This window comes from Paraburkholderia dinghuensis (genome assembly GCF_003837865.1).
GTDB lineage: Bacteria > Pseudomonadota > Gammaproteobacteria > Burkholderiales > Burkholderiaceae > Paraburkholderia > Paraburkholderia dinghuensis.
Genome location: NZ_RQIS01000010.1, coordinates 246363 through 267503, shown reverse-complemented (window position 1 = coordinate 267503; position 21141 = coordinate 246363). Strand labels below are relative to the sequence as shown.

Below are 21141 nucleotides of genomic sequence, written 5' to 3'. Positions count from 1 at the left end.
CATCGCCCTCAACGAATCGCTTCATGAGTCACCCGGTCTCAGTGCGTTGATTCAGTTTAGGCGATCAACACGTTTTCACACAGGCTGGGTCGGCTACGGCCAGCTGCATCGGCCAGAAGTCGGCCAACAGACGACCTTCGCGGGCAACGACTGGCGAACATTCAAACGTCGGTAGCCCCCTGGACTCAGCGATCTAAATCGCGAGGATAGAGGCCCCACCAAGCCGAGGCGCCTGGGACGTTGCGCGCTTCGCTACACAGATTGGGATCCACCCACGGGATGGCTGGCAAGCAACGCAGAGCACCGTTCCCGCAGGAACGCATGCAACGCGTTAATCGCCGGCGTCAGTTGCTCACGGTGGGCGCAAATCAAGTGCAACGGCGCAGGCTCGCAATACTCCGGCGGAAATAACTCGATCAGCCGCCCTGCCTTCAAATCGTCGACGAGGTCCAGTCGCGACTTATAGACGATGCCTTCGCCAGCTATCGCCCAGCGACGAACCGCATCGGCATCGTCGCTGATGCGGTTTCCCGTGACCGCCACGGTGCGCTCGCCGCCGGGCAGGGTAAAGCGCCAGCGTTCGTGTATCTGCTCGCTCCATACGTACCGAAGGCAGTTGTGCCGCCGCAGGTCGTCGACTTTGGCCGGTGCACCATGCCGTTCGATGTACGACGGCGCCGCGCACAATGCGCGTCGGTTGTCGTCGACCAGCTTCATGCCGAGGAGCGATGAGTCCGGCAGCGATCCGTAGCGCACGGCTGCATCCAGCGGCTGGCGGATGAGGTCGGCAGCACGGTCGCTCATTTTCAGGTGCAGCGACAAACCCGGGTGCCGGTGCTGAAATTCATCCAGCCACGGCAACAACAGGTTTCGTCCAAAGTCAGACGGAGCGGACAGTCGCAGAGGGCCGGCCAGCGCCCCCCGGCCGTTTGCCAGGGCCTGCTCGCCTTGCTCCCGCGCGCCGACCATGACCCGCGCATGCGGCAGGTAGCGCTCCCCCGCCTCCGATAGTTGCATACTGCGCGTGGAACGCGTGAACAGGCGGGCGCCCAGCGCTCTCTCGAGCCGCTGCACTGAAGCACTCGCCTGCGCAGGCGCGATGTTCAACTGGCGTGCCGCCTCCGAGAAGCTGCCGAAGTCCACCGTGTGCACGAAGATCTGAACGTCATCGAGCCGGATTATTTTCATTGAAATGCCGAAAGTGTTTGGGTGTGACGGGCGTTTATTCGCATATCGCCGAAAGATACCATGACGTCGTTGCATCTCTGGAGGAAGGTCGCGCCGCGCTGCGAGTGGCCTTCCGCGTTCCCATCATCACGTGCCCCGAAGGAGTTTTTCCCATGAAGGCCATCGGCTTCTATCAGAACCATCCCATCAGCCATCCGCAGGCACTGCAAGACATCGAACAGCCGACGCCGGAACTGCGCGACTACGACCTGCTGGTGGAAGTCAAAGCTGTGTCGGTGAACCCGGTCGATACGAAAATCCGGCGCGGTGGAGACATTCCGGAAGGTAATGCGCGCATCGCCGGCTGGGATGCAGCGGGAATCGTCCGCGCTACCGGTCCGTTGGCCACGCGCTTCAAGCCGGGCGACCGTGTGTGGTACGCCGGTGACATTGCGCGGCCCGGCTGCAACAGCGAACTGCACGCGGTGGACGAGCGCATCGTCGGCCCCATGCCGAAGTCGCTGGACTTCGCTGAAGCCGCGTCGTTGCCGTTGACCTCGATCACCGCCTGGGAGTTGCTGTTCGACCGTCTACGCGTTCAGGCCGCCGACCCGACCGACAACAACGTGCTGCTGGTCATCGGAGCGGCTGGCGGCGTCGGCTCCATTCTTACCCAACTGGCGCGCGAGCTGACTGGCATGACCGTCATCGGCACGGCCTCGCGGCCTCAAACCCGCGAGTGGGTGCTCTCGCACGGTGCGCATCACGTCATCGATCACCGTCAGCCGTGGGCGCCCCAATTGGCCGCGCTCGGCATCGAACACGTGACTCACGTTGCCGGTTTGAACGAAAGCGCCGCCTATGTGCCGCAAATCGCCGCCGTGCTGCGTCCGGAGGGCCAGTTCGCACTCATCGACGACCCGGTAGGCCTCGATATCGGACCGTTCAAGGGGAAATCCATTTCGATTCACTGGGAGCTCATGTTCACCCGCGCGATGTTCACCACCAGCACCATCGCACGCCAACACGCCTTGTTGCGCCGCGTGGCGGAACTGGTCGACCGGGGCGTCCTCAAGCACACCCTGACCCGGCGCATCGACGGCATCAACGCCGCAGGTCTGATTCAGGCGCATGCGCAGGTCGAGGCAGGCAACATGATCGGCAAGATCGTCGTCGCAAACCGCTAAATCCTTCTGACGACGAGAATAAACATGACATCGCAAATCATCGGCACGACAACGATCAGTCTCGAAGCCGCGCAAGCCTTGCTGGCAGAGGCGCGCCGCGCCTGCGCGGTGCGCGGATTCGCCGCGACAATCGCGATTACCGATGCAGGCGGCCACCTGCGCGCTTTCGAGCGCGCGGATTCGGCGCCATTCCTTACCGTCGATGTCGCCATCGACAAGGCCTGGACCGCCGCCTCGTTCGGCATGGCCACGCATCAATGGAATCAGTACATGGCGGAGCCCACTGTGGCCCCGCTGGCGCACCATCCGCGCCTGATGCCGGTAGGCGGCGGCGTACCGCTTTTCCATGAAGGGCGTCTGGTGGGTGGTATCGGGGTTTCTGGCGGAACGTCCGTTCAAGACCATGAGGCCGCCGAGGAGGCGCTGCGTAACGCAGGGTTTTTGCAATGACTCTGCGCTGCTCGCAGACTCTGTTGCGGCCGCACTCATTGGAATGACCTGGCTTCGAGGCGATTTTTTTTCGCAACACGCTAGCCACTGCGTAAGCAGTGGCTAGCGTGTTGCATCCGCAGGTTGAATTCGCACGCAGTCGGCTATGGCCAATCCCATCGGTCGGCTATCAGCCACAAGCATCCTTCCACTCCACCTATTCAGTGTGTCGCCGCACGCACCGTTTTTATTCCGGAAAAAAGCTTGTCCGACACAAATGTCGCCAATCTGGCGGCGTACCACCACAGTCTCGGCAAGCAGTGACAGCGCGTCAGGCGCCTGCTCCCGGTCTAGCGTGGCAGCAGATCTGAAGCAGGCCCTGATAGTCCGGGAGATACAGGACATCATTTGGGCGCGAGGCTAATGCGCAGTGCGCTGGCAGCTTGTGCCAACTGCATGAGGCGGCACCCGTCCCGGCGTGGTGACGCGCTCCCCACATCGCAAGACACAGTGGCGACGTTCAACCTGTAGCGATATCCCGACGAGCACATTCATGCGTATTTCGATTTGTCTGTCGCGACCATGCCGCCGGCCGTTCACCCAGGACGAATCGACTGCACACGTGGCGCCGCCGTGCGAAACCTACACCGCCGGAATCACGCTTGGAATCTCCAGGTGGAATTCCACGCGCTTGACACCCGTCACGCCCTCGGCAGCAATCTGGATCGCGCGTTTCTCCTCCGTGCTCTCGATCACGCCCCATAGATGTGCGATACCTTCCTTGACGAGCACGCACTGCTTCGGAAGCCCCCAGCGCTGCCCGTGCATTTCCCGGGCTATCGCGTCGCGCAGACTTGCATCGTCGCGTGACGCCGGTTCCATGGTCGCGACGACAGAAACAAGCGTACCGATCAGCTTTGAGCGGCTGACGACTCCGACCAGCTTGCCGTGTTTCAGCACCGGCACGAGTGTCGTATGCCGACGCTCCATGAGATCCGCAATCTGCGCGAGCGGCATGTCTTCAGGAATCGAGATCACTTCGTCGCACATTACGTCGCGGACGAAACGTCCGCGCTCCTTCACATACCGCGCGGCCTGCCCGCGAGGCGATGACCACAGGAGTTCGTGCCACCACTGACGCCTGGCATGGCCGGTCCCGTTTTCTACCCGATGCAGCAGGTCACTCTCGCGGATGACGCCGACGATCGTTCCGATCGCGTCAACGACCGGCATGCCGCTGATACTGTTGACGACGAGCAGTCGTGCGGCCTCGTGAATCGTCATGTTCGGTGCTGCGGTGACGACTGACGTCGTCATGATGTGGCGTGCGAGCATGGTTGCTCCTTCAACGTATGGCGACAGTTCCTCATTGGGTGGTCCCCTCGCGCGGCCTGAACCTCAGCCGACCGCTCGGTGCTGATACGACTTGATTCCATAACCTGATTCAATTCCCGATTGGGGCACCGCCCGTTGCGCAAAGCCCCCCTTGCATGGGCTCGTCTTATCGTTGAGTGCGCCCAATCCGACCGTGCTATCGAACTTCGAGTGAGCAAAGGAGGCCCGGAATGCAAAGGGCAATCGAGTCATCCAGTGCTGGCTGCATGGCGAGCGAAATCTGCAATGAGTCGAAGCGCAGAAGCGACGTGTTTCCCCAGGCATGGGGCACCTGGGCGGAGTCATCCGGCGCAGAATCAAAATCGGCGTTACCAGTCGCGGCAATACAGCACTGAAATCCGGCGGGAGCCATCGCAGTGAACACGCAGCAGGTCAGAACGGTGATGACCCGGCTCGGGTAGTTCATATCGTGGCTCCTCAAGCGCGGCAAACCGTTGAGCGTTACCTTCCTTTGGCGAGGCGGTATGCCATTTTGAATTGGCTATTACAAAGAATCGGATAACTAAACGTCTCGCCGCACTCCGATGTGCGGAAGAATCTTCTTTACGAACTCGCCTTTCAACACATCGTGAACGCTGGCTGAAGGTTTCTGTGCCCGCTGAATCTCAAATCGTCATTCTGATCACGTTCTTTTCTGAAACGCCTAAGTGCGCCGATATCGTTGGTCTGGACGATACCCGTGGCTTCTACGTTTTTCTATGGCGATGGCGTTCGATAACCTCGAATCCCCTCGGGTGCGGGCGACGGACGACACGGCGACGGAAGCCGCGCACACTGCCCTGCGAGGAGACGAAATCCCCCGCAGCCCATCACGTGGGTCGATCGTCAATGACGAACCATCGGAGCGTGCGAGCCGGTTGGTCAGGCACGGCGATTTGCGTGGGCAGGCCGCTGATCACGTCCTTTACCTGGGCGACAAACGCGTCACCCTTCAGCGACGCAAGCGAGACGGTTTTCAGGCCGCACTGCGCCGCCGTGTTCAAGCGCGAGTGAACGATAGTGAACCACCAATCTGTCATCGTGTAGCCCGTGTCGCGGGCTTCGATGCACGTCCGATAGTTCGAGGCGACAAACTTCCCCGCATCACCCGAGGCGGCCACCACAGCCCACGCCTTCTCGTAACTCGCGCCGGCCCGTCCTGCAGCGTCCCCCTCCATCGGCTGCGTTTGCATCCCATAGAGGTTGGCCACAGCGATGCCCACAATTGCAGCGAGTCCAGCGAGATACACGGGATGACGCTTCGCTGCCTGACGGCCTGCTTTCAGTGCAGAAATCATGACGTGTTCTCCTTCCGTCGACGACGAGGTCTGGTCCCTGGATCTGTGGTGGTTATGGTCACCCTGCAATACAACGGCGACCTGGAACTGATCGTAGTTTATTCGCTGACGCCCGAACATCACCTGAACAGGTGATCGCGTGAGCCCAGCCCAGCCAGTGCCGACGGCACCGCTCCCGTCCACTTCGGACAACCAGTACCTGGTTGCGGCCACAAAGTCGCCTCTGCAACTCGCTTTGGCAAAAGAGCGATTGCCTGCGAACATTTGTGATTGTCTTCCGGCGATCCCGCAACACCGGGAAAGAACAGAACAGGCGCGCAAGCGCCCAGATAATGTGGCCCAAATCACATTCCGCAGCAGTGAATTGCCGTACCTTCTGTAATCTTGCGGAATCTCCTGACTATGCTGCCGGGCTCCCTGAATCAGACAAATGCGTACAGCTCATCAAACTAAACTCTACGGGCTGCAACATCTACGCTTCTTCGCGGCCTTCGCGGTATTGGCACACCATATCCTTGAAGAGGCTTCGGGAAGTCCGCTGGCGCACGTCGCTCCTGCGTTGCAACGTGTGGGAGCGTGTGGCGTCGATATCTTCTTCGTCATCAGCGGGCTGGTGATGTGGCACACGACGGGCGGCTTCTCCTCGCAAACGTCGGCCAGGCGCTTCATCAGCCGTCGCCTCACGCGAATCATTCCGCCTTATTGGACGTATCTTGCCTTTGTGGTTGCGCTGTCTTGCAGTGGTATCGCGTTCAGGCACGTGCAGCTTGGCGCCACAGGCATTGGCGAGTCGCTGTTGTTGCTTCCACCCACGACATCGGCCGGTCTGATCGTCGGCGTTTCGTGGACGCTCGTGTATGAACTTTACTTTTACCTTGTCTGCGCCGCCGTACTCTGTCTTCCGTGGCAAAGGTACCGGGTGGCGTCGATTGTCGCGCTGATCGTCAGCGTGCCTATAGCGCTCAAGATGGTCGGCGCCGATGCGCAAGCCCAGTACTATGGGAGCCCACTCGTCAACGAATTTCTGTTCGGCGTCTTTCTTGGCTCGCTGAGCATCTGGCTGCCCAAGCCAGGCCCCCGTATGAGGTGGGCGGTGTTGATGGCATCTATCGCGCTCTTCTGGTGGGCTGCTGTGGCCTCACCCGATGAAGCAACCTTCGGCCTGCGCCCCTCATTCAGATGGTGGGCCTGGGGGCTTCCGGCGGCACTTCTCGTGTCCGCGTACGTGCACACGGAGGACAAAGGTCGCCGGATCGGGCGTGCGCTGACGGTGCTCGGCGACGCGTCCTATGTCCTTTATCTGACTCATGGACTCTGGATGATCGTATTTGCCAGGGCCATCAAATCCGGGGCGTTCCACAAGCCGCTCAGCCTCTATCTGGCCGCCTCCTGCGTGGCGGTCCTTGCGGTTGTATTTGCACTCGGCATTCACTTGTACCTGGAGAAACCGACGCTTGCCTGGCTTGAGGGCAAGAGATCGCGGATTCGCCAACCGGTGCTGACGTGAAATTGCGATCGTCCAGGAAATCTGCAAAGAGCCTCATCGCGGTTTTAAGCGATTTTTAAGCCGCCCGCCCTACGCTCGATTCGTCCGGCCCGTCATGTCCGCCCACGTTCGCGGCAGGGACCGCTCGTGCCCGGCGCGCCGCGTGGCGTACCTTTCACACGTCTTTCGCGCCCACAGCGCCGGGCTCCCGACGATCGGATCCGATCGGATCAAAGGAGGTCGAAATGAAAGCACGCTCAACCCCGTGGATCGGTGCAGCGCTCGCGCTGGCTGTCGCATTCGGCACGCAAGCGGCATGGGCCGCCACCGCGACAACAACGGATGGCGCCGCAGTGCTGCCGCCGCTCCAGCACGCGGGCGATATCGCGTACCTGTCCGGCGGCGTCGGCAGCGATCAATCAACGGCATTCAAGGACGCGATGCCGCGTTACCCGCTCACGCTCGAATTCGCGCGGCACACGGCGTCGAACGGCAACGCGTATCTCGCCGACGTGCCCGTGACGATCACCGACATGCACGGCACGACACTGCTAAGCACAGAGGCACAGGGCCCGTTCATGCTGCTCTCGATGCCGCAGGGCCGCTATACCGTGACCGCCCGCCACGACGGCGACACGCAACGGCGCACCGTCGAGATCGGCAAGGCAGCGCACGTTCACGAAGCGTTCGTCTGGTCGATGTAACGCCTCCCGACACCGTCGCGCGCCTGGCCGTCGCGTCAACCGGCCCGCCATCAAGCCGCGGATTTCACGTAGCGCCGCCCGACGCTCCCGCGCTGCCGATCGACACGCGGCGTTCATCGCCGATCGGGTTGCCGTCGTCGCCGATCAACGTGTAGTTCAGCGTCGCGCTGTCTCCGGGGGCGTCGCTCAACGCATCGAGTTGCACCGTCGCGCTGGAAAACGGCGCGATCATGTCCACCTGATGCTGTTGCGACCGGTCGCCGATCTTTACTTGAACGATGCCGATCGTCGCGTAATAAGGCGTGGGATTGTCGACGGTCAGCGCGAGCGCGTCGCTGGTTCGATGCAACGAAAACGCGAGATGCTTCGGGAGTTCGATCGGCGGATACGGAAGCTTGTCGGGCCGCATGAACACCTTGATCTGGGTGCGCATCGTGACCGTCAGGTCCACATCGTCGGTGTTCTTCGCGCGCTGCGGTGTCGCGGGTATCTCGTACAGGTTGAGCCAGTACACCGACTCGCGGTCCGTCGGCAGATTCGCGCCGGCGCTGATCATGCGCAGGTTCGTCTGGTCGCCGACGCCCATCCGGAAGACCGGCGGAAGCACCACCACCGGCGACTTCGAATCCTGCGGCAGCGCGTCGAGCCGGCCGTCGTCCACCCACGCCTGCACCAGCACCGGATACCGGTTCAGGTTGTAGAGCTGCAACGACTGCTCGATGGCGCCGGTGCGGAAGATGACGCGCGACGTTTCCGGCGTCACACCCGCGACAGCATGAACGCAGTACACCAGGCCCGCCAGCAGGACCGGCAGACTGCTGCGTCGAGCGATGTGCCGCACGCCACTACGCAACCAGGACACGGCAAGGGAAGCGCAGCTTCCGCGCGCTGACGGTGATCGCGCATTGATATCTGCGAGAAGAGCAAAGGCTTTGCGCATCGACGACTCCTATTGCACCCGCACGATGACCTGCGCGGTCGCGTTATAGCGCCCCGCCGTCACAGGTGTCACGCCGGGCGCGAACGCCTTGAACGTCGCGTTGATCGTGCGCGTGTAGGTGGTGATGCCGCCGCTCGCCGCCCCGTTGGCGGTCGCGTCGTTCAGCACCGGGTCCCAGCCGTCCTTCGCGCCGCCAGTCGTCACGTACTGGTTGGTGAGGAAATTCAGCGCGGTGCCATTCGGCCTCGACAGCGCCACACCCACGCCAGTCGCAACACTCGAATCGGTGCCGTAACCGTCCGAAAGCAGGTAGGTGACGCCGCTCCCCGTGGTCGTGAGCCCCGCGTCGATCGCGCTTTGCGCATTGGCCGGCTGTGCAAGCACGCCGAGCGCGGTCTGGTTCGCCGCAGTGCCGCTCGCGAACGCGCTCAAGTTGGACGGCTTGGTCGTCTGGCACTGCATCTGGATCGTGACAGGCACCTGCGTCGATTGCCCCTGGGTCAGCCCGACGATCGTTGCTGTCGGGAACAGCACGGTCGGCGTCGCATTCGTGACCGCGCAGGTTGCGGCCCGTCTTACGATGACCGTGTTGTAGGCGGCGAACGAGCCGGGCCAGGAGCCATACCAGCCGGGCCAGCTCGTCCCGGCGTCGACTCCGGCGGCGAGGCCTTGCGAGACGATGGTGCCGCTCGCGCCCCCGGCGAACGCCACGTAGCCGAGCGGCCCGATATAGGCCCACGTGCCGGTGAAGCTGCTGGAGGCGCCGGTGCAGGTCGAGCACTGGAAGAGTTCCAGCTTGTACTGACTGAAGTTCTTCGCCTTGACGAGAAACCACCCCTGGCTGTCCTTGTCCAGGTCGGTGAGCGCGCGCCCCTTGTAGTAGCGCGTAACGTACTCCCCCGTGGTGACGTTCGTGATCCGCGATGCAATTCCGCCGTAATAGGTCCGGTACGTCGCGGTGATGCCGGTTGTACCGCTTACGTCTGTACCGCCGCCGTAGCTGTCATCGCCGTTGACCGAGTAATACTCGTACATCGTTCCTGCGGAATCGGGCGAGCACCGGAACAGAACCTGCTCCGGGTTGTAGCCCCCAACGCCGTTGGCGCCCAGATTATAGGCAGGCGAAACCGCACTGCCGAGCAACGTTCCGTCAGGCACGAACGGTGGCGCATTGACATTGATGGTCATCGGGAAGGCGCCTTGACCCGAGCCGTCCGTCGAGCCAGCCCAGCTCGCCGCGATCGTGCCTGGGTCCGTGTAGGACGACGAATTCGCGTTGCTGGTGGTACTCGTGATCTTGAAGCAGCCCTTCGAGGTCGACTGCGCGTTCGCCCGCATCGGCATGACGATGCAAGCCACGATCAGTAGTACCGAAAGAAAGACGTTCGTGCCGTGGCGCGAGATAAACCGCAGGACATTCGACAGGCGTGCGGACACGAGGCGGAAATTCCCGATAGTGGCCGGATTCGACATAGGACTGAACAGACTGGCTGAGTGGTTCATAAGGCTCACCGGACAACGGTTCCGGCAACATTCGCCGGTGCTGCCGGTGCCGGCAGACACTGGGCATCGAACCGCGAAATGGGTGCCGTGCGGTCTTGCTCCTTGACGTGATACGCAATCGAGCACTGCTCGGACGCCTTGCTACCCCACTTCACCATGAGCGCACCCTCCTCCGACGCCACACGCGCGTACACCTGACTTCCCTGACCGACCACACCGATCGCCGCGCCCGAGCTATCGAGCACGTCCGCGCCGAGCGGAAGCGGCTCTCCGTCAGGCCTGGTCGCGCCGATCAGGAGCGCATGGCCGATCCGCGTCTCGAACTTCAGCCGCACAGCCGAACCCGCGTACGGCGCGACGCGCACCTGACCGCCGGTCAGTTCCGCGTTGGGGTTGATGCCCTTCGTATCGAGCGCGACCTCGTTGTACCGATATGGTGTCAGCGACGGAACAATCGCATAGCCCCACCCGTCCACCTTCGTGCCCTGCGTGTTGCGTACGGTCGCCCCTTCCGCGCCCTTGGCTTCGACGATGCCGAACGTGTCGCTCAGATACGGCCCGAGCGTGACCCCGCCCGAGTGCACGACCGCCGCGCCGCGCGCAGTCGCACCGGCCTGCCAGTAGCCGTTGCCGTTCGAATAGTTCGCACCGACGGTGATCATCGACAGGTTCTTCTGGATGTTGCCGGCGAAACTCCTCGATGCGCTTTGTGTTTCCCCGGACGCGGTGAGCCCGTAGCTGAGCGACTGTGCCTCGTCGGCGATGCCGCTCACCGATGCCTGGTACATCGCCCCCTGATCGCTGCTGTGCGAGAAGCTGCCCGAGACCGATGCCGAGCGCGACCCGAAGTTGATCGGAATCGACACGGTCGCCATAAACGCGGTGGTCGACCTGGACCCGATCGTATTGGTCTGCCCCATGGTGCCGCCGATCAACCCCGGCGTGCTCGCGCCGTACAGCGTGCCCGTCTGCTGACGGATCAGTGACAGGTTGTAGCTGATCGACTTGAAGTGGTTGTTGTAGCTGATCTGGAATTGCGTATCGCGCGCGTGCCGGCCGTAATAGCTGCTAGTCGAAGCCGACCCGGACAGCGAGCCGTAACTGCCGAAATTCTGGTTGACGTTGACGAGGAACTGGTCGCGCTGCTTGTAGGTCGTCGACGACCAGTCCACACCACGCGCCGCCGCCGCGCGCGCGCTCAACGCATCGACGAAATCGCGATATCCACCGGTCGAATAGCGGTAGCCGGCCAGCGTGAACGTCGTGCCGGTCCGCTGGATCGTATTGCTGTAGTTGATGGAGCCGAGCCAGCCGTTCACGTGATGGCCGCCCACGTCGAGCGCGTGCGACCAGGCCACGTTCGCCCCGATCGCACCGACTCGCGTTGCCAGCACGGCGCCGGACATCATCGACTGGTAATCGGGTGAAACGCGCACGCCGCCATTGACGGTAATTGCGTTGGTCAGACCGCGCTCGTAAGTCAGGTCTCCGAACTTTGCACTCGAGCCTTCGATCTGGCGCACCTGTCCCACCGTCGTGCTCCAGTGCGAAAGACCGGGACGCAGCGAGTTGGGCACGGCCGAGAACGGCACCGTGAACGTCGACACCTGACCGTTCGCCTCGAACACCTGAACGCTCAGGTCGCCCTGAAAGCTGGTCGGGTTCAGATCGGTGATAGAAAACGGGCCGGGGGCAACCGTGGTCTGGTAGATCACGTTGCCGTTCTGGCTGACCACCACGCGTGCGTTCGTGTTCGCGACACCGTTGACGACCGGCGCATAACCGCGCATCGAATCGGGCAGCATGCGATCGTCGGTTTCCAGATGAAAACCCGTGTAGCCGACCGAACTGAACAGCGTCCCGCCCGTGTAGTTCTGCCCGACAATGAGCTTGCTGCCGAGCGACACCAGTGGCCGCTCCGCATAAGTGCGGATGTTGTTCCAGTTGCTTCGGGTGATCCCGGCGCTGCTACCCCAGTTGTAGGTGGACTGCTGCCGCAGACGCCACAGGCCGACGTTCAGGCCGGCATTGATGCCCGTGTACAGCGAGTCGGATTTATAGCCCGATGCCGATGCCGTGAAGTAGTTCACGTCATAGTTCACCCAGGCAGCGGTTTCTCCGGCGTCGAAGCTCGACGCGTCGATCGCGCCGCGAGCCACATGCTTCATCTGGGCTTGCGGAACGGTGATGTTGAGACGCAGGCGCGGCAGGTCGAATGCCGTCGATGCGCCCGGCACGCGATGCGCGAGCGGCCCGCATTGCAGAGCCGCCTCGCCACCGGAGGTGCCTGCATCGGATGTGTCTGTTGAAGCGCCCGTCGCGGGGGCATCGCCGGACGGCACCGGCGAGCCCGGCGTGCTATCGCCGGATGTGGCTGGAGCCGCGGCACCGGCGGCGGCACCCTTGATGTCGATGCCCGCCGTGGCGAGGAACTGGTCGCTCAGACAAGGATGAACATCGCCGCCAGCACTGCGGAATTCGACCGCCTCGCGCGTAACGAATACGTCGTTGACGTAGACGTCGACGCGATAGCTTCCCGGCTCAATCGCGTTCGCCTTGTTGAAGCGCTCGATATCGGCCACGCCGAGCGGCGTGCCGAGCAGCAGCTTGCTGTCAAAGCTGTACGCGAGTGTCGTACCGCCGGACGAGCCTGCATCGCCGACCGGTGCCGCAACGGCATGGCACAGCGGCGCCGCGAACCCCAGCGCGGCACCGACGAGCGACATGCGCACCGGCCATGCAGGCTTGCGCGCACCAGAGCGCAAGCCTGGTGCGGCGTGCAGACGGGGCAATGTCATTTCGCTCCAGCGGGGGAAACTGGATACTCCGCAGGCCGGATCGCGCCGTAGTCATCCACGTAGTGAATTTTCACGCTGGCTTGCGCGGTACCTGCCGGGCAGTCGCCCTTCACGTCCCATTGCGCTTCTGCGCGGGGGGCGACCATATCGGCCGCAAACGTGGCGGCGTGTGCGCCGCAGGTCAGGGCAGCATCGACGAGCGACATGTAATAGCCCGAGCCGTTGCTGACCGCGATACGCGTTCCCTTGGCGCCCGCCAGAAGGCTAAACGTGAGTTTCTTGTACGCATCCTGCACGCCACCTTCGATTCCGGCAGGACGATAGAAAAGTTTCAGCCGGTTACGCAGCATGACCATCATCTGGTTCTGGTCGGCGTACGCGGCGTTGACGGACGGAATCTGCAACGTGTTCAGGTAGAACACCGATTCGCGGTCCTGCGGCAGGTTCGCTCCGGTGAACACAAGGCGCACCGTCTGCCCCGCTTTCGGTTCGATACGGAATACCGGGGGCGTGACGATGAACGGAGCATCCGCTGTTTTGGGCGTCGACTTCTCGTCGCCCGAGTCGACCCATACCTGCATCACGCTCGGCCCGTCGTCCTGGCTCGTGAACTGCAAGGCGCGCTCCCGAAGGCTCGCATCGTAGATCACGCGTGTAGCGGGAAGCTTCACGCTGGCCGCGGCGGTCCCCATGATGGCCACCTGGGCGGCGACGATGAGCGCGGAAAAGAAAGTGCTATAACGCGAGTTCATGAGTACACCGAACCTACAGGATTTGGACCAGATCAATCAGCAACAGATGCCGCGACGCCAGCCCCGACAGGAACGTCGGGCCCGGCGCCGCAAGCACCTCCGGCGCTTACCGGTAAGTCACTGCGTATTGCACGCTGCCGAGCACCGAGCCAGCCGTGGCGGCGCCAGCTTCGGCGACGTACTGAACGGCGAAGTCATACGACGCGGACGTTGCGCCAACCGGAAGCGACATGCCCGCTGCCGTATAGCCTTCGGCGCTGCTCAGATCGAACGGCGAGCTGGGCGACTGCGGATCGAGAAGCTGCAGCGCGACGTTCGTAGCGGTGCCGGTGTTGCCGAGGTTGCCCTGGCTCGTGACCTGGTTGCCGACGAACACCGTGCCGATGGCTTGAGCCGTCGTGGTCGGCGCCATGCAACCGCTCACGCCGATGGTGAACGTGGTCTGCCCAGCCGTATCGCCGGCGGCGGCGAGCTGCATGGTCGACACGGTCGGGAGCAGCACGGTCGGGTTGGACGCGTTGCCGTTGATCGTGACGTCACAGGTCTGATCGGTGACTTCACCCTGGAAATTGATGGTGTTGGTGCTGGGGGCGGCGAATGCGAAAACCGGCGCGACAGCGATCGAAAAGGCGAGAATATGTTTTTTCACAATGGAACCCGTAGAAAAAAAGAGATGCGAACACGCGCGGGCATGGCTGCGAAACCGTGCACCGATGTTCTTGCTACATCAAAGGGATTGGCGCTTTCGCCGTTCAGATAACGATCACCCCGATAGTTACTTTGGCGGCGAGCCGATTTTCTGCCCAACGAATAGGCAAATGAATGAGACCTGTCCTAAATTACTATCTCTTAAAATAGGAACTATCCGAGAACATTGAAAAACCGTCTAAAAGTTTTCAGCCTGACATTTTTAAATTCTTTACAACCCCGACGCTCATCGTCGGGACACAGCACGCCCTTCCTGTCCGACGATGAGGCGTGCATTCGCTGGCCAACGTTATATGGGGCCGCACCAGTGAACACCCCGCCGTCACGATTTTCGCCGTCGCGCTAGCATCATTTCCCGATTGGCCGCGCACATTGCGCCCGTGCTGCACCCACGCATTGAAAGTCCGCGGCCGTTGTCGCACCCGGTTGCGTCGCCCCTGTCGCCGACACGGTCCGGCGCCCGCATTGACCAACGGCATCGAACGCAAGGCTCAAGGCATCGCGCTGATGCCGGCCCGCAGCGGACCATGCCGGCAAGCGCGAGAGGAGAAAACAGCGATGAATTGCGGCCAGAAACGTCTGGCGTTTTCCGCCGCCGCCTTTGCCTCATCAACCGCATCGGCCGCCCGGCAATTGCCGCCGGCGATGCTCGTCGCCGCGCTAGCCGGCTGCGTTTCGCTCGCACCGCCTTTCGAGCAGCCGCCAATGCCGGTGCCGCAGACCTTCCCGAACTACGCGCCGACGACGCAAAGCACCATAACCGCCGCCGAGATCGGCTGGAAAGACTACTTCACCTCCCCCACGCTGCAAGGCCTGATCGCCGACGCGCTCACGCGCGCGACGGGCCTCGATCCGTTCCTCGCGCGCCCCACAGGCAAGCTCTCGGGCGGCATGAAGCAGAAGCTCGGCCTGTGCTGTGCGCTCATCCACGACCCCGACCTCCTGATCCTCGACGAACCCACGACGGGCGTCGCGGGCCGCTACACCTTCGTGCTCAGCATTCCGCCGAACCTGCAGCGCGACGTGCTGGCCGGCCGCGCCGCCGAAGTACAGCTCAACGTGGACGCCACGCGCATGAGCCAGGCATTCACGGGCAGCGGCTATATCCAGCAGATGATCAGCGACGAGGTGAGCACGTTCGTGAACCGCTATCGCACGTCGGCGGTTCCTGCGGTCGATCTGGCAGTGCGCATGCGCTTCAATCCGAATCTCACGCAGGCGTGGTTCGGCTCGCTCATGGAGATCATCAACAACGTGACGATGCTCTCCATCATCCTCACGGGTGCGGCGCTCATCCGCGAGCGCGAGCACGGCACCATCGAGCATCTGCTCGTCATGCCCGTCACGCCCACCGAGATCATGCTCGCCAAGATCTGGTCGATGGGGCTCGTCGTGCTCGTGGCGGCCGCGTGTTCGGTTACCTTCATCGTGCGCGGCGCACTGCGCGTGCCGATCGAAGGGTCGGTGCCGCTCTTTCTCACCGGCGCGGCGCTGCATCTGTTCGCCACGACCTCCATGGGCATCTACATGGCGACGCTCGCGCGCAGCATGCCGCAGTTCGGTATGCTGCTCGTGCTCGTGATGCTGCCGCTGCAGATGCTCTCGGGCGGCAACACGCCCCGCGAGTCGATGCCCCAGTTCGCGCAGGACCTCATGCTCGTGGCGCCCACCACGCACTTCGTAGAACTGAGCCAGGCGATCCTCTATCGGGGCGCGGGCAGCGGCGTCGTCTGGCCGCCGTTCCTGTGGCTCGTGGTGATCGGCAGCGTGCTGTTTGCGCTCTCGCTCATGCGGTTTCGCAAGACGCTGAGTCAGATGGCCTGAGTCTTCGCGCGTGCGGTTCGCCGCGCGGCATCAAGGTAATTTATCGAGATAAGAAACGGCGTCATTTGCGGCTATGATCGTTGTCTTCGGTGCGCGACATTCCGGCACCCGTTTCTTTCATGCAGGCGTTACCGGAGAGAGTCGAATGGCATTGGCGTGGCTGGTCGTCCTACCGTTCGCAGCAGCGGCACTCGTCGCGCTGGCGACACAGCTCGCACGGCCGCTCGCCGCCTGGATCCCGTTCGGGGCGGCGCTGTTCGGCCTCGGACTGCTGTTGAGCGAGCGCGTCGGCATGGCAACCTTCGGTGTCCTGTCGTGGCGCCACGACTGGGTGCCGGGGCTCGGCCTCTCGCTTGCGTTGCGGCTCGACGGGCTCTCGTTCATGTTCGCGCTTCTCGTGCTCGCGATCGGCGTGCTCATCTTTATCTACGCGCATTACTACCTCGCCGGCAGCGAGTCGCTGCCACGCCTTTACCTGCTCCTGCTGCTCTTCATGGGCGCGATGCTCGGCGTCGTCCTCTCGGACAACCTGCTGCTGCTCGTCGTTTTCTGGGAGCTGACGAGCCTCGTCTCGTTCCTGCTGATCGGCTTCTGGCCATCGCGTCCCGACGCGCGGCGCGGCGCCCGCATGGCGCTCACGATCACGGGCGCAGGTGGCCTCGCCCTGCTCGCGGCCGTGCTGCTGCTTGGCCGCGTCTGCGGCAGCTACGAACTGACCGCCGTGCTCGCACACGCGGGCCAGGTGCAGCAGGATCCGCTCTATCCCGCGATCCTGCTGCTGATCCTCTTCGCCGCGTTCACGAAGTCGGCGCAGTTCCCGTTCCACTTCTGGCTGCCGCACGCGATGTCCGCGCCGACGCCCGTTTCCGCATACCTGCACTCGGCGACGATGGTGAAAGCCGGCGTGTTCCTGCTCGCGCGGCTCTATCCGGTGCTGGAGGGCACGAACTGGTGGTTCTACGCGGTGAGCCTCGTCGGCCTCGCGACGCTCGTGATCGGCGCGGCGATGGCGCTCGTGCAACGCGACCTCAAAGGCCTGCTCGCCTATTCGACGATCAGTCACCTCGGCCTCATCATGCTGCTGTTCGGCCTCGACACGGATTTTTCCACCGTCGCCGCGCTGTTCCACACGTTCAATCACGCGGTGTTCAAGGCGTCGCTGTTCATGGCGGCGGGCATCATCGATCACGAAACCGGCACGCGCGACCTCGGCCGCCTGCGCGGGCTGGGCCGCTACATGCCGCATACGGCTGCGCTCGCGGGCGTCGCGTCGCTCGCGATGGCCGGCGTGCCGCTGCTCAACGGCTTTCTCTCGAAGGAAATGTTCTTCGGCGAGACGCTCGCACAAGGGCTGCTCGGCGACTTCAACTGGGTCATTCCGGCGCTCGCCGTCGTGGCGACCGGGCTCTCGGTGGCGTATTCGCTGCGCTTCATCTATGGCGTGTTCTGGGACGGCGCCGCACCGCGCGACCTGCCGCACTTCCCGCCGCATGAACCGCCGCGCTTCATGCGGCTACCCGTCGAGATTCTCGTGGTGCTGTGCCTCGCCGTCGGCCTTTTTCCGCAGCAGACCATCGGACGCATGCTCGAATCGGCGGCGTGGTTCGCGCTCGGCGGCTCCGTGCCGGAATACAGCCTGAGCATCTGGCACGGCCTGAACCTGCCGCTCGCGATGAGCGCGGTGTCGTTCTGCGCGGGCGCGCTGCTGTTCATCATGCGCCGCGACGCGTTCCGCCATCACCGCTCGCGGCTCTCCGAAATGAATGCGAGCGAAGGCTTCGACCGCTTCGTGCAGCGGCTCGAACAGGCCGCCGCCGTCGTCGTGCGTGTGTTCGAAAACGGCTCGCTGCCGACGTATCTGACGTGGATGATCGCCGCGATGATCGTCGTGCCGGGCTCGGCGCTCTTCGCGCTCGACCCGATCGGCGGTCCGCTCGCCCCCACGCCGATCGATGCGGTCACGCTCGCCGGTCTCGCATTCCTCGCGCTGCTTGCGCTCGGCGTGGTGCGCATGCGCGCGAACCCGCTTCTCGCGCTCATCCTGCTCGGCACCTGTGGCCTCTTCGTCACGCTCGCGTTCGCCCGCTTCTCCGCTCCCGATCTCGCACTCACGCAGATGTCGGTCGAAATCGTGACGGTCCTGCTGCTCGTGCTCGCGCTCTACTTCCTGCCGAACCGGCAGCGCGTCGTCGAGCGCGCGGGCGCGCGCGTTCGCAATGGCGTGATTGCAGTGGCGGGCGGCGCGCTGATCGGCGGCGTCGCCTGGGCCGTGATGACGCGTGCGCCGGGCCAGGGCATCGCGCCGTTCTTTCTCGCGAACGCGCTGCCGGGCAGCGGCGGACACAACGTGGTGAACGTGATCCTCGTGGACTTCCGCGGCTTCGACACGATGGTCGAGATCAGCGTGCTCGCGGTCGCCGGAATTGCGGTGAAGGCGCTGCTGCGCGGCCTGCGCCTCGCTGCGCCCGCGACGGGGCCGGGCGGCCTGCCGTGGACGTCGCAGTCGCACCCGCTGCTGCTCGCCATCCTCGCGCGGCTCATGCTGCCGCTCACGACGCTCGTCGCCGTGTTCGTGTTCCTGCGCGGCCACAACCTGCCGGGCGGCGGCTTCATCGCCGCGCTGATCTTTTCCGTGGCACTGCTGCTGCAGTATCTGGCGAGCGGCGTGCTGTGGACCGAGTCGCGCATCCGCATCAACTATCGCGCGCTTACGGGACTCGGCCTTCTCGTGGCCGCGGGCACCGGCCTCGGTAGCCTGGCATTCGGGCGGCCGTTCCTCACGACCGCGTTCGGGCATTTCGATGTGCCGCTCGTCGGGGAAGTCGAATTGAGCACGGCCATGTTGTTCGACCTCGGCGTTTTCTGCGCGGTGGTCGGCACGACGCTCACGATCGTCTCGCACCTCGGCGTGCGCGACAAAGACCTGCAATCGGTGGAGAAAAGCTGATGGAAGCCGCCTATGCCGTGACACTCGGCGTGCTCTGCGCAAGCGGCCTTTACCTGCTGCTATGCGCGCGGGTGCTGTCCGTGATCTTCGGAATCACGCTGTTCTCGTATGCGATCAATCTGTTCCTGCTCGCCATGGGCCGGCTCTCGACGGGCAAGCCGCCCGTGATCGCCGAAGGCGCGCAATACGCCGATCCCGTGCCGCAGGCGCTCGTGCTCACCGCCATCGTGATCGGCTTCGCGATGACCGCCTTCACGGTGGTGCTCGCGTTGCGTTCGCTCGCGATCAACGGCACAGATCGCATCGACCGGGACACCCACGGCAACCGTGGCAACCGGGACAACGACAGGGAGACGCAAGGCGAATGAATCACGCCCTCGTCCTCCCCATCGTAATCCCGCTCGTTGCGGCGGCTGCCATCGTCGCGCTGCCGCTGCGCGCGCAGCGCTTGCAGCGCGCGCTCAGCGTGATCGCGACGCTCGCGCTGGTGCCCGTCGCGGTGTGGCTCGCGAGGCTCGCGTCGTCGGGCGATGTCGTGACCTATGCGCTCGGCGCGTGGCCCGCGCCGTTCGGCATCGTGCTGCAACTCGACCGCCTTGCCGCGCTCATGCTGCTGCTCACCGCCGTGCTTGCCGGCTGCTGCCTGCTCGGCACGTCGAGCGCCGACGTGCGGCGCGGCCGCTACTTCCGCGCGCTGTTCCAGTTCGAGTTGATGGGCCTCAATGGCGCGTTTCTCGCGGGCGATCTCTTCAATCTGTTCGTATTCTTCGAACTGCTGCTGATCGCTTCGTATGCGCTGCTGCTGCACGGCGGAGGCCGCCGCCGCGTGATGAGCGGTCTGCGTTACATGCTGCTCAACCTGGTGGGCTCGTCGTTCTTCCTGATCGCAGTGGGCGTGTTGTACGGCCTCACCGGCACGCTGAACATGGCCGATATGGGCGTGCGGCTCGCGCACCTCGACGCCGCTTCGCTTCCGCTAGCGCAATTCGCGGGTGCGATGCTGATGCTCGTGTTCGGCGTGAAGGCCGCGGTCTTTCCGCTCTCGTTCTGGCTGCCGCAGGCGTATCGCAGTGCGATCGGCCCGGTCGCCGCGCTGTTCGCGATCATGACGAAGGTAGGCGTCTACGCGATGCTCCGGTGCGACGCCCTGGTCTTCGGCGCGGCTGGCGGCATACTCGAAGGCTTCATGCACAACTGGGCGTGGTGGCTCGCCATCGCGACGATCGTCTTTGGGGCGCTCGGCGCGCTTGCCGTGTCGAGCCTCAAGACAACGACCGCGTATCTCGTGCTCGTCTCCGTGGGCCTCCTGATTGCGGCGGCCTCCCTGCAGAATGCGACTGCGTGGAGCGCACTGCTCTACTACCTCATCAGCACGACGCTGTGCTCCGCGGCGTTGTTCCTGCTCGCCGACACGCTGGAACCTGAAGCGCCGGACCCGGCCGCCGCCGCTTCCGAGCCCACCTCGCACGCCGCGCTCGACGACACCACCGCACCCGCCATCTCGTCCGAGCCGGACGGCGAGACGGCCGTGGCTGAAGTTGCCGTCACCGCCGTCACCGCCGTCGTCCAGGCCGTATCTCCCGCACGCACCGCGACGCCCTGGCCCTCGAAAGCCGCGGCCCTGCTCTATCTCGCGCTCGCCGTCGGCGCGGCGGGCTTGCCGCCGCTCTCCGGATTCCTCGGCAAGGCGATGGTGCTCGCGGCCACGCCCGTCGCGCAGGCCGTCGTCCTGTGGCCCGCCGTGCTGATCTCCGGCCTGTTGCTGATCGTCGCGCTGAGCCGCACCGGCACGCGCATCTTCTGGGCCGTGCCCGCCGCGCAGGCCTTCTCGGACGAAGCGCCGCCGACGGCGCCTCGCGGCACGCCCGCCAAGCTGGCTGCATGCGCGCTGCTGCTTGCCTGCGTGTTAGCTGTGACGCTCAGCGCAGGCCCGCTCAAGCATTACCTCGACGCCACCGCCGCGCAATTGCTCGATCGCGCCGCCTACGTTCGCGCGGTCCTGAACGCACCGGAAAACGGGTGAC

At 63.9% G+C, this 21141-nt stretch carries 17 protein-coding genes; 8 read left to right on the top strand and 9 right to left on the bottom strand.

The genetic code is table 11. The annotated features are described in order from the left end of the window. Positions 1 to 252: 252 nt before the first annotated feature. Positions 253 to 1182 (bottom strand): LysR family transcriptional regulator, encoded by a 930-nt coding sequence (locus tag D1Y85_RS15765; RefSeq protein WP_124152013.1) that lies wholly within the window; start codon positions 1180 to 1182, stop codon positions 253 to 255. A 158-nt stretch (positions 1183 to 1340) separates the two neighbouring features. Here D1Y85_RS15765 and D1Y85_RS15760 point away from each other — a divergent pair, with 158 nt between their 5' ends. Next, on the top strand, positions 1341 to 2354 hold the full coding sequence (locus D1Y85_RS15760) for a zinc-binding alcohol dehydrogenase family protein (protein ID WP_124151987.1): 1014 nt from the start codon (positions 1341 to 1343) through the stop codon (positions 2352 to 2354). 24 nt (positions 2355 to 2378) lie between these two features. Continuing rightward, positions 2379 to 2804, top strand: a complete 426-nt coding sequence (locus tag D1Y85_RS15755) for a GlcG/HbpS family heme-binding protein (RefSeq protein ID WP_124151986.1) — start codon at positions 2379 to 2381, stop codon at positions 2802 to 2804. A gap of 621 nt (positions 2805 to 3425) precedes the next feature. On the opposite strand, the gene D1Y85_RS15750 is transcribed toward D1Y85_RS15755, so the two are convergent. The 3 genes from D1Y85_RS15750 to D1Y85_RS15740 form a co-directional block, all read right to left on the bottom strand. Next, the gene (locus tag D1Y85_RS15750; protein WP_124151985.1) at positions 3426 to 4118 is read right to left on the bottom strand and encodes a CBS domain-containing protein; all 693 of its coding nucleotides are present in this window, start codon (positions 4116 to 4118) and stop codon (positions 3426 to 3428) included. Between the two features lie 196 nt (positions 4119 to 4314). Next, the gene (locus tag D1Y85_RS15745) at positions 4315 to 4584 is read right to left on the bottom strand and encodes a hypothetical protein (protein WP_124151984.1); all 270 of its coding nucleotides are present in this window, start codon (positions 4582 to 4584) and stop codon (positions 4315 to 4317) included. Between the two features lie 403 nt (positions 4585 to 4987). Continuing rightward, the gene (locus D1Y85_RS15740; protein ID WP_124151983.1) at positions 4988 to 5455 is read right to left on the bottom strand and encodes a hypothetical protein; all 468 of its coding nucleotides are present in this window, start codon (positions 5453 to 5455) and stop codon (positions 4988 to 4990) included. Between the two features lie 430 nt (positions 5456 to 5885). On the opposite strand from D1Y85_RS15740, the gene D1Y85_RS15735 reads away from it, so the two are divergent. Together D1Y85_RS15735 and D1Y85_RS15730 are read left to right on the top strand one after the other, a co-directional pair. After that, positions 5886 to 6962, top strand: coding sequence for an acyltransferase family protein (locus D1Y85_RS15735; RefSeq protein WP_124151982.1), 1077 nt, complete (start codon positions 5886 to 5888; stop codon positions 6960 to 6962). A gap of 224 nt (positions 6963 to 7186) precedes the next feature. After that, complete coding sequence (locus D1Y85_RS15730; RefSeq protein WP_185218997.1) at positions 7187 to 7645, top strand: carboxypeptidase-like regulatory domain-containing protein; 459 nt, start codon at positions 7187 to 7189, stop codon at positions 7643 to 7645. A 64-nt stretch (positions 7646 to 7709) separates the two neighbouring features. Here D1Y85_RS15730 and D1Y85_RS15725 read toward each other — a convergent pair whose 3' ends face one another. From D1Y85_RS15725 to D1Y85_RS15705, 5 genes are all read right to left on the bottom strand, one after another. Then, complete coding sequence (locus D1Y85_RS15725; RefSeq protein ID WP_246024930.1) at positions 7710 to 8507, bottom strand: fimbrial biogenesis chaperone; 798 nt, start codon at positions 8505 to 8507, stop codon at positions 7710 to 7712. A gap of 87 nt (positions 8508 to 8594) precedes the next feature. Next, positions 8595 to 10088 (bottom strand): fimbrial protein, encoded by a 1494-nt coding sequence (locus tag D1Y85_RS15720; protein ID WP_246024929.1) that lies wholly within the window; start codon positions 10086 to 10088, stop codon positions 8595 to 8597. Between the two features lie 5 nt (positions 10089 to 10093). Continuing rightward, on the bottom strand, positions 10094 to 12886 hold the full coding sequence (locus D1Y85_RS15715) for a fimbria/pilus outer membrane usher protein (protein ID WP_246024928.1): 2793 nt from the start codon (positions 12884 to 12886) through the stop codon (positions 10094 to 10096). Continuing rightward, complete coding sequence (locus D1Y85_RS15710; protein ID WP_124151980.1) at positions 12883 to 13638, bottom strand: fimbrial biogenesis chaperone; 756 nt, start codon at positions 13636 to 13638, stop codon at positions 12883 to 12885. The genes D1Y85_RS15715 and D1Y85_RS15710 overlap by 4 nt, the downstream gene beginning before the upstream one ends. Positions 13639 to 13744: 106 nt before the next feature. After that, positions 13745 to 14287 carry a fimbrial protein gene (locus tag D1Y85_RS15705; RefSeq protein WP_124151979.1) on the bottom strand — a complete coding sequence of 181 codons (543 nt, stop codon included), beginning with the start codon at positions 14285 to 14287 and terminating at the stop codon, positions 13745 to 13747. 524 nt (positions 14288 to 14811) lie between these two features. On the opposite strand from D1Y85_RS15705, the gene D1Y85_RS27625 reads away from it, so the two are divergent. The 4 genes from D1Y85_RS27625 (at position 14812) to D1Y85_RS15685 (ending at position 21140) form a co-directional block, all read left to right on the top strand. Continuing rightward, on the top strand, positions 14812 to 16170 hold the full coding sequence (locus D1Y85_RS27625) for an ABC transporter permease (RefSeq protein ID WP_246024927.1): 1359 nt from the start codon (positions 14812 to 14814) through the stop codon (positions 16168 to 16170). Between the two features lie 145 nt (positions 16171 to 16315). Beyond that, complete coding sequence (locus tag D1Y85_RS15695) at positions 16316 to 19117, top strand: monovalent cation/H+ antiporter subunit A (RefSeq protein ID WP_124151978.1); 2802 nt, start codon at positions 16316 to 16318, stop codon at positions 19115 to 19117. Beyond that, complete coding sequence (locus tag D1Y85_RS15690) at positions 19117 to 19485, top strand: Na+/H+ antiporter subunit C (protein ID WP_124151977.1); 369 nt, start codon at positions 19117 to 19119, stop codon at positions 19483 to 19485. The genes D1Y85_RS15695 and D1Y85_RS15690 overlap by 1 nt, the downstream gene beginning before the upstream one ends. Then, positions 19482 to 21140: a monovalent cation/H+ antiporter subunit D gene (locus D1Y85_RS15685; protein WP_124151976.1), complete on the top strand. Its 1659-nt coding sequence runs from the start codon at positions 19482 to 19484 to the stop codon at positions 21138 to 21140. Before D1Y85_RS15690 ends, D1Y85_RS15685 begins: the two co-directional genes overlap by 4 nt. Position 21141 lies beyond the last annotated feature (1 nt).

Excerpts from the sequence above, each read along its gene's own strand:
- D1Y85_RS15730 (WP_185218997.1), top strand. The coding sequence starts at position 7,187 with ATGAAAGCACGCTCAACCCCGTGGATCGGTGCAGCGCTCGCGCTGGCT.
- D1Y85_RS15685 (WP_124151976.1), top strand. The coding sequence starts at position 19,482 with ATGAATCACGCCCTCGTCCTCCCCATCGTAATCCCGCTCGTTGCGGCG.
- D1Y85_RS15695 (WP_124151978.1), top strand. The coding sequence starts at position 16,316 with ATGGCATTGGCGTGGCTGGTCGTCCTACCGTTCGCAGCAGCGGCACTC.
- D1Y85_RS15690 (WP_124151977.1), top strand. The coding sequence starts at position 19,117 with ATGGAAGCCGCCTATGCCGTGACACTCGGCGTGCTCTGCGCAAGCGGC.
- D1Y85_RS15710 (WP_124151980.1), bottom strand. The coding sequence starts at position 13,638 with ATGAACTCGCGTTATAGCACTTTCTTTTCCGCGCTCATCGTCGCCGCC.
- D1Y85_RS15715 (WP_246024928.1), bottom strand. The coding sequence starts at position 12,886 with ATGACATTGCCCCGTCTGCACGCCGCACCAGGCTTGCGCTCTGGTGCG.
- D1Y85_RS15760 (WP_124151987.1), top strand. The coding sequence starts at position 1,341 with ATGAAGGCCATCGGCTTCTATCAGAACCATCCCATCAGCCATCCGCAG.
- D1Y85_RS15735 (WP_124151982.1), top strand. The coding sequence starts at position 5,886 with ATGCGTACAGCTCATCAAACTAAACTCTACGGGCTGCAACATCTACGC.
- D1Y85_RS15720 (WP_246024929.1), bottom strand. The coding sequence starts at position 10,088 with ATGAACCACTCAGCCAGTCTGTTCAGTCCTATGTCGAATCCGGCCACT.
- D1Y85_RS15755 (WP_124151986.1), top strand. The coding sequence starts at position 2,379 with ATGACATCGCAAATCATCGGCACGACAACGATCAGTCTCGAAGCCGCG.
- D1Y85_RS15750 (WP_124151985.1), bottom strand. The coding sequence starts at position 4,118 with ATGCTCGCACGCCACATCATGACGACGTCAGTCGTCACCGCAGCACCG.
- D1Y85_RS15740 (WP_124151983.1), bottom strand. The coding sequence starts at position 5,455 with ATGATTTCTGCACTGAAAGCAGGCCGTCAGGCAGCGAAGCGTCATCCC.
- D1Y85_RS15745 (WP_124151984.1), bottom strand. The coding sequence starts at position 4,584 with ATGAACTACCCGAGCCGGGTCATCACCGTTCTGACCTGCTGCGTGTTC.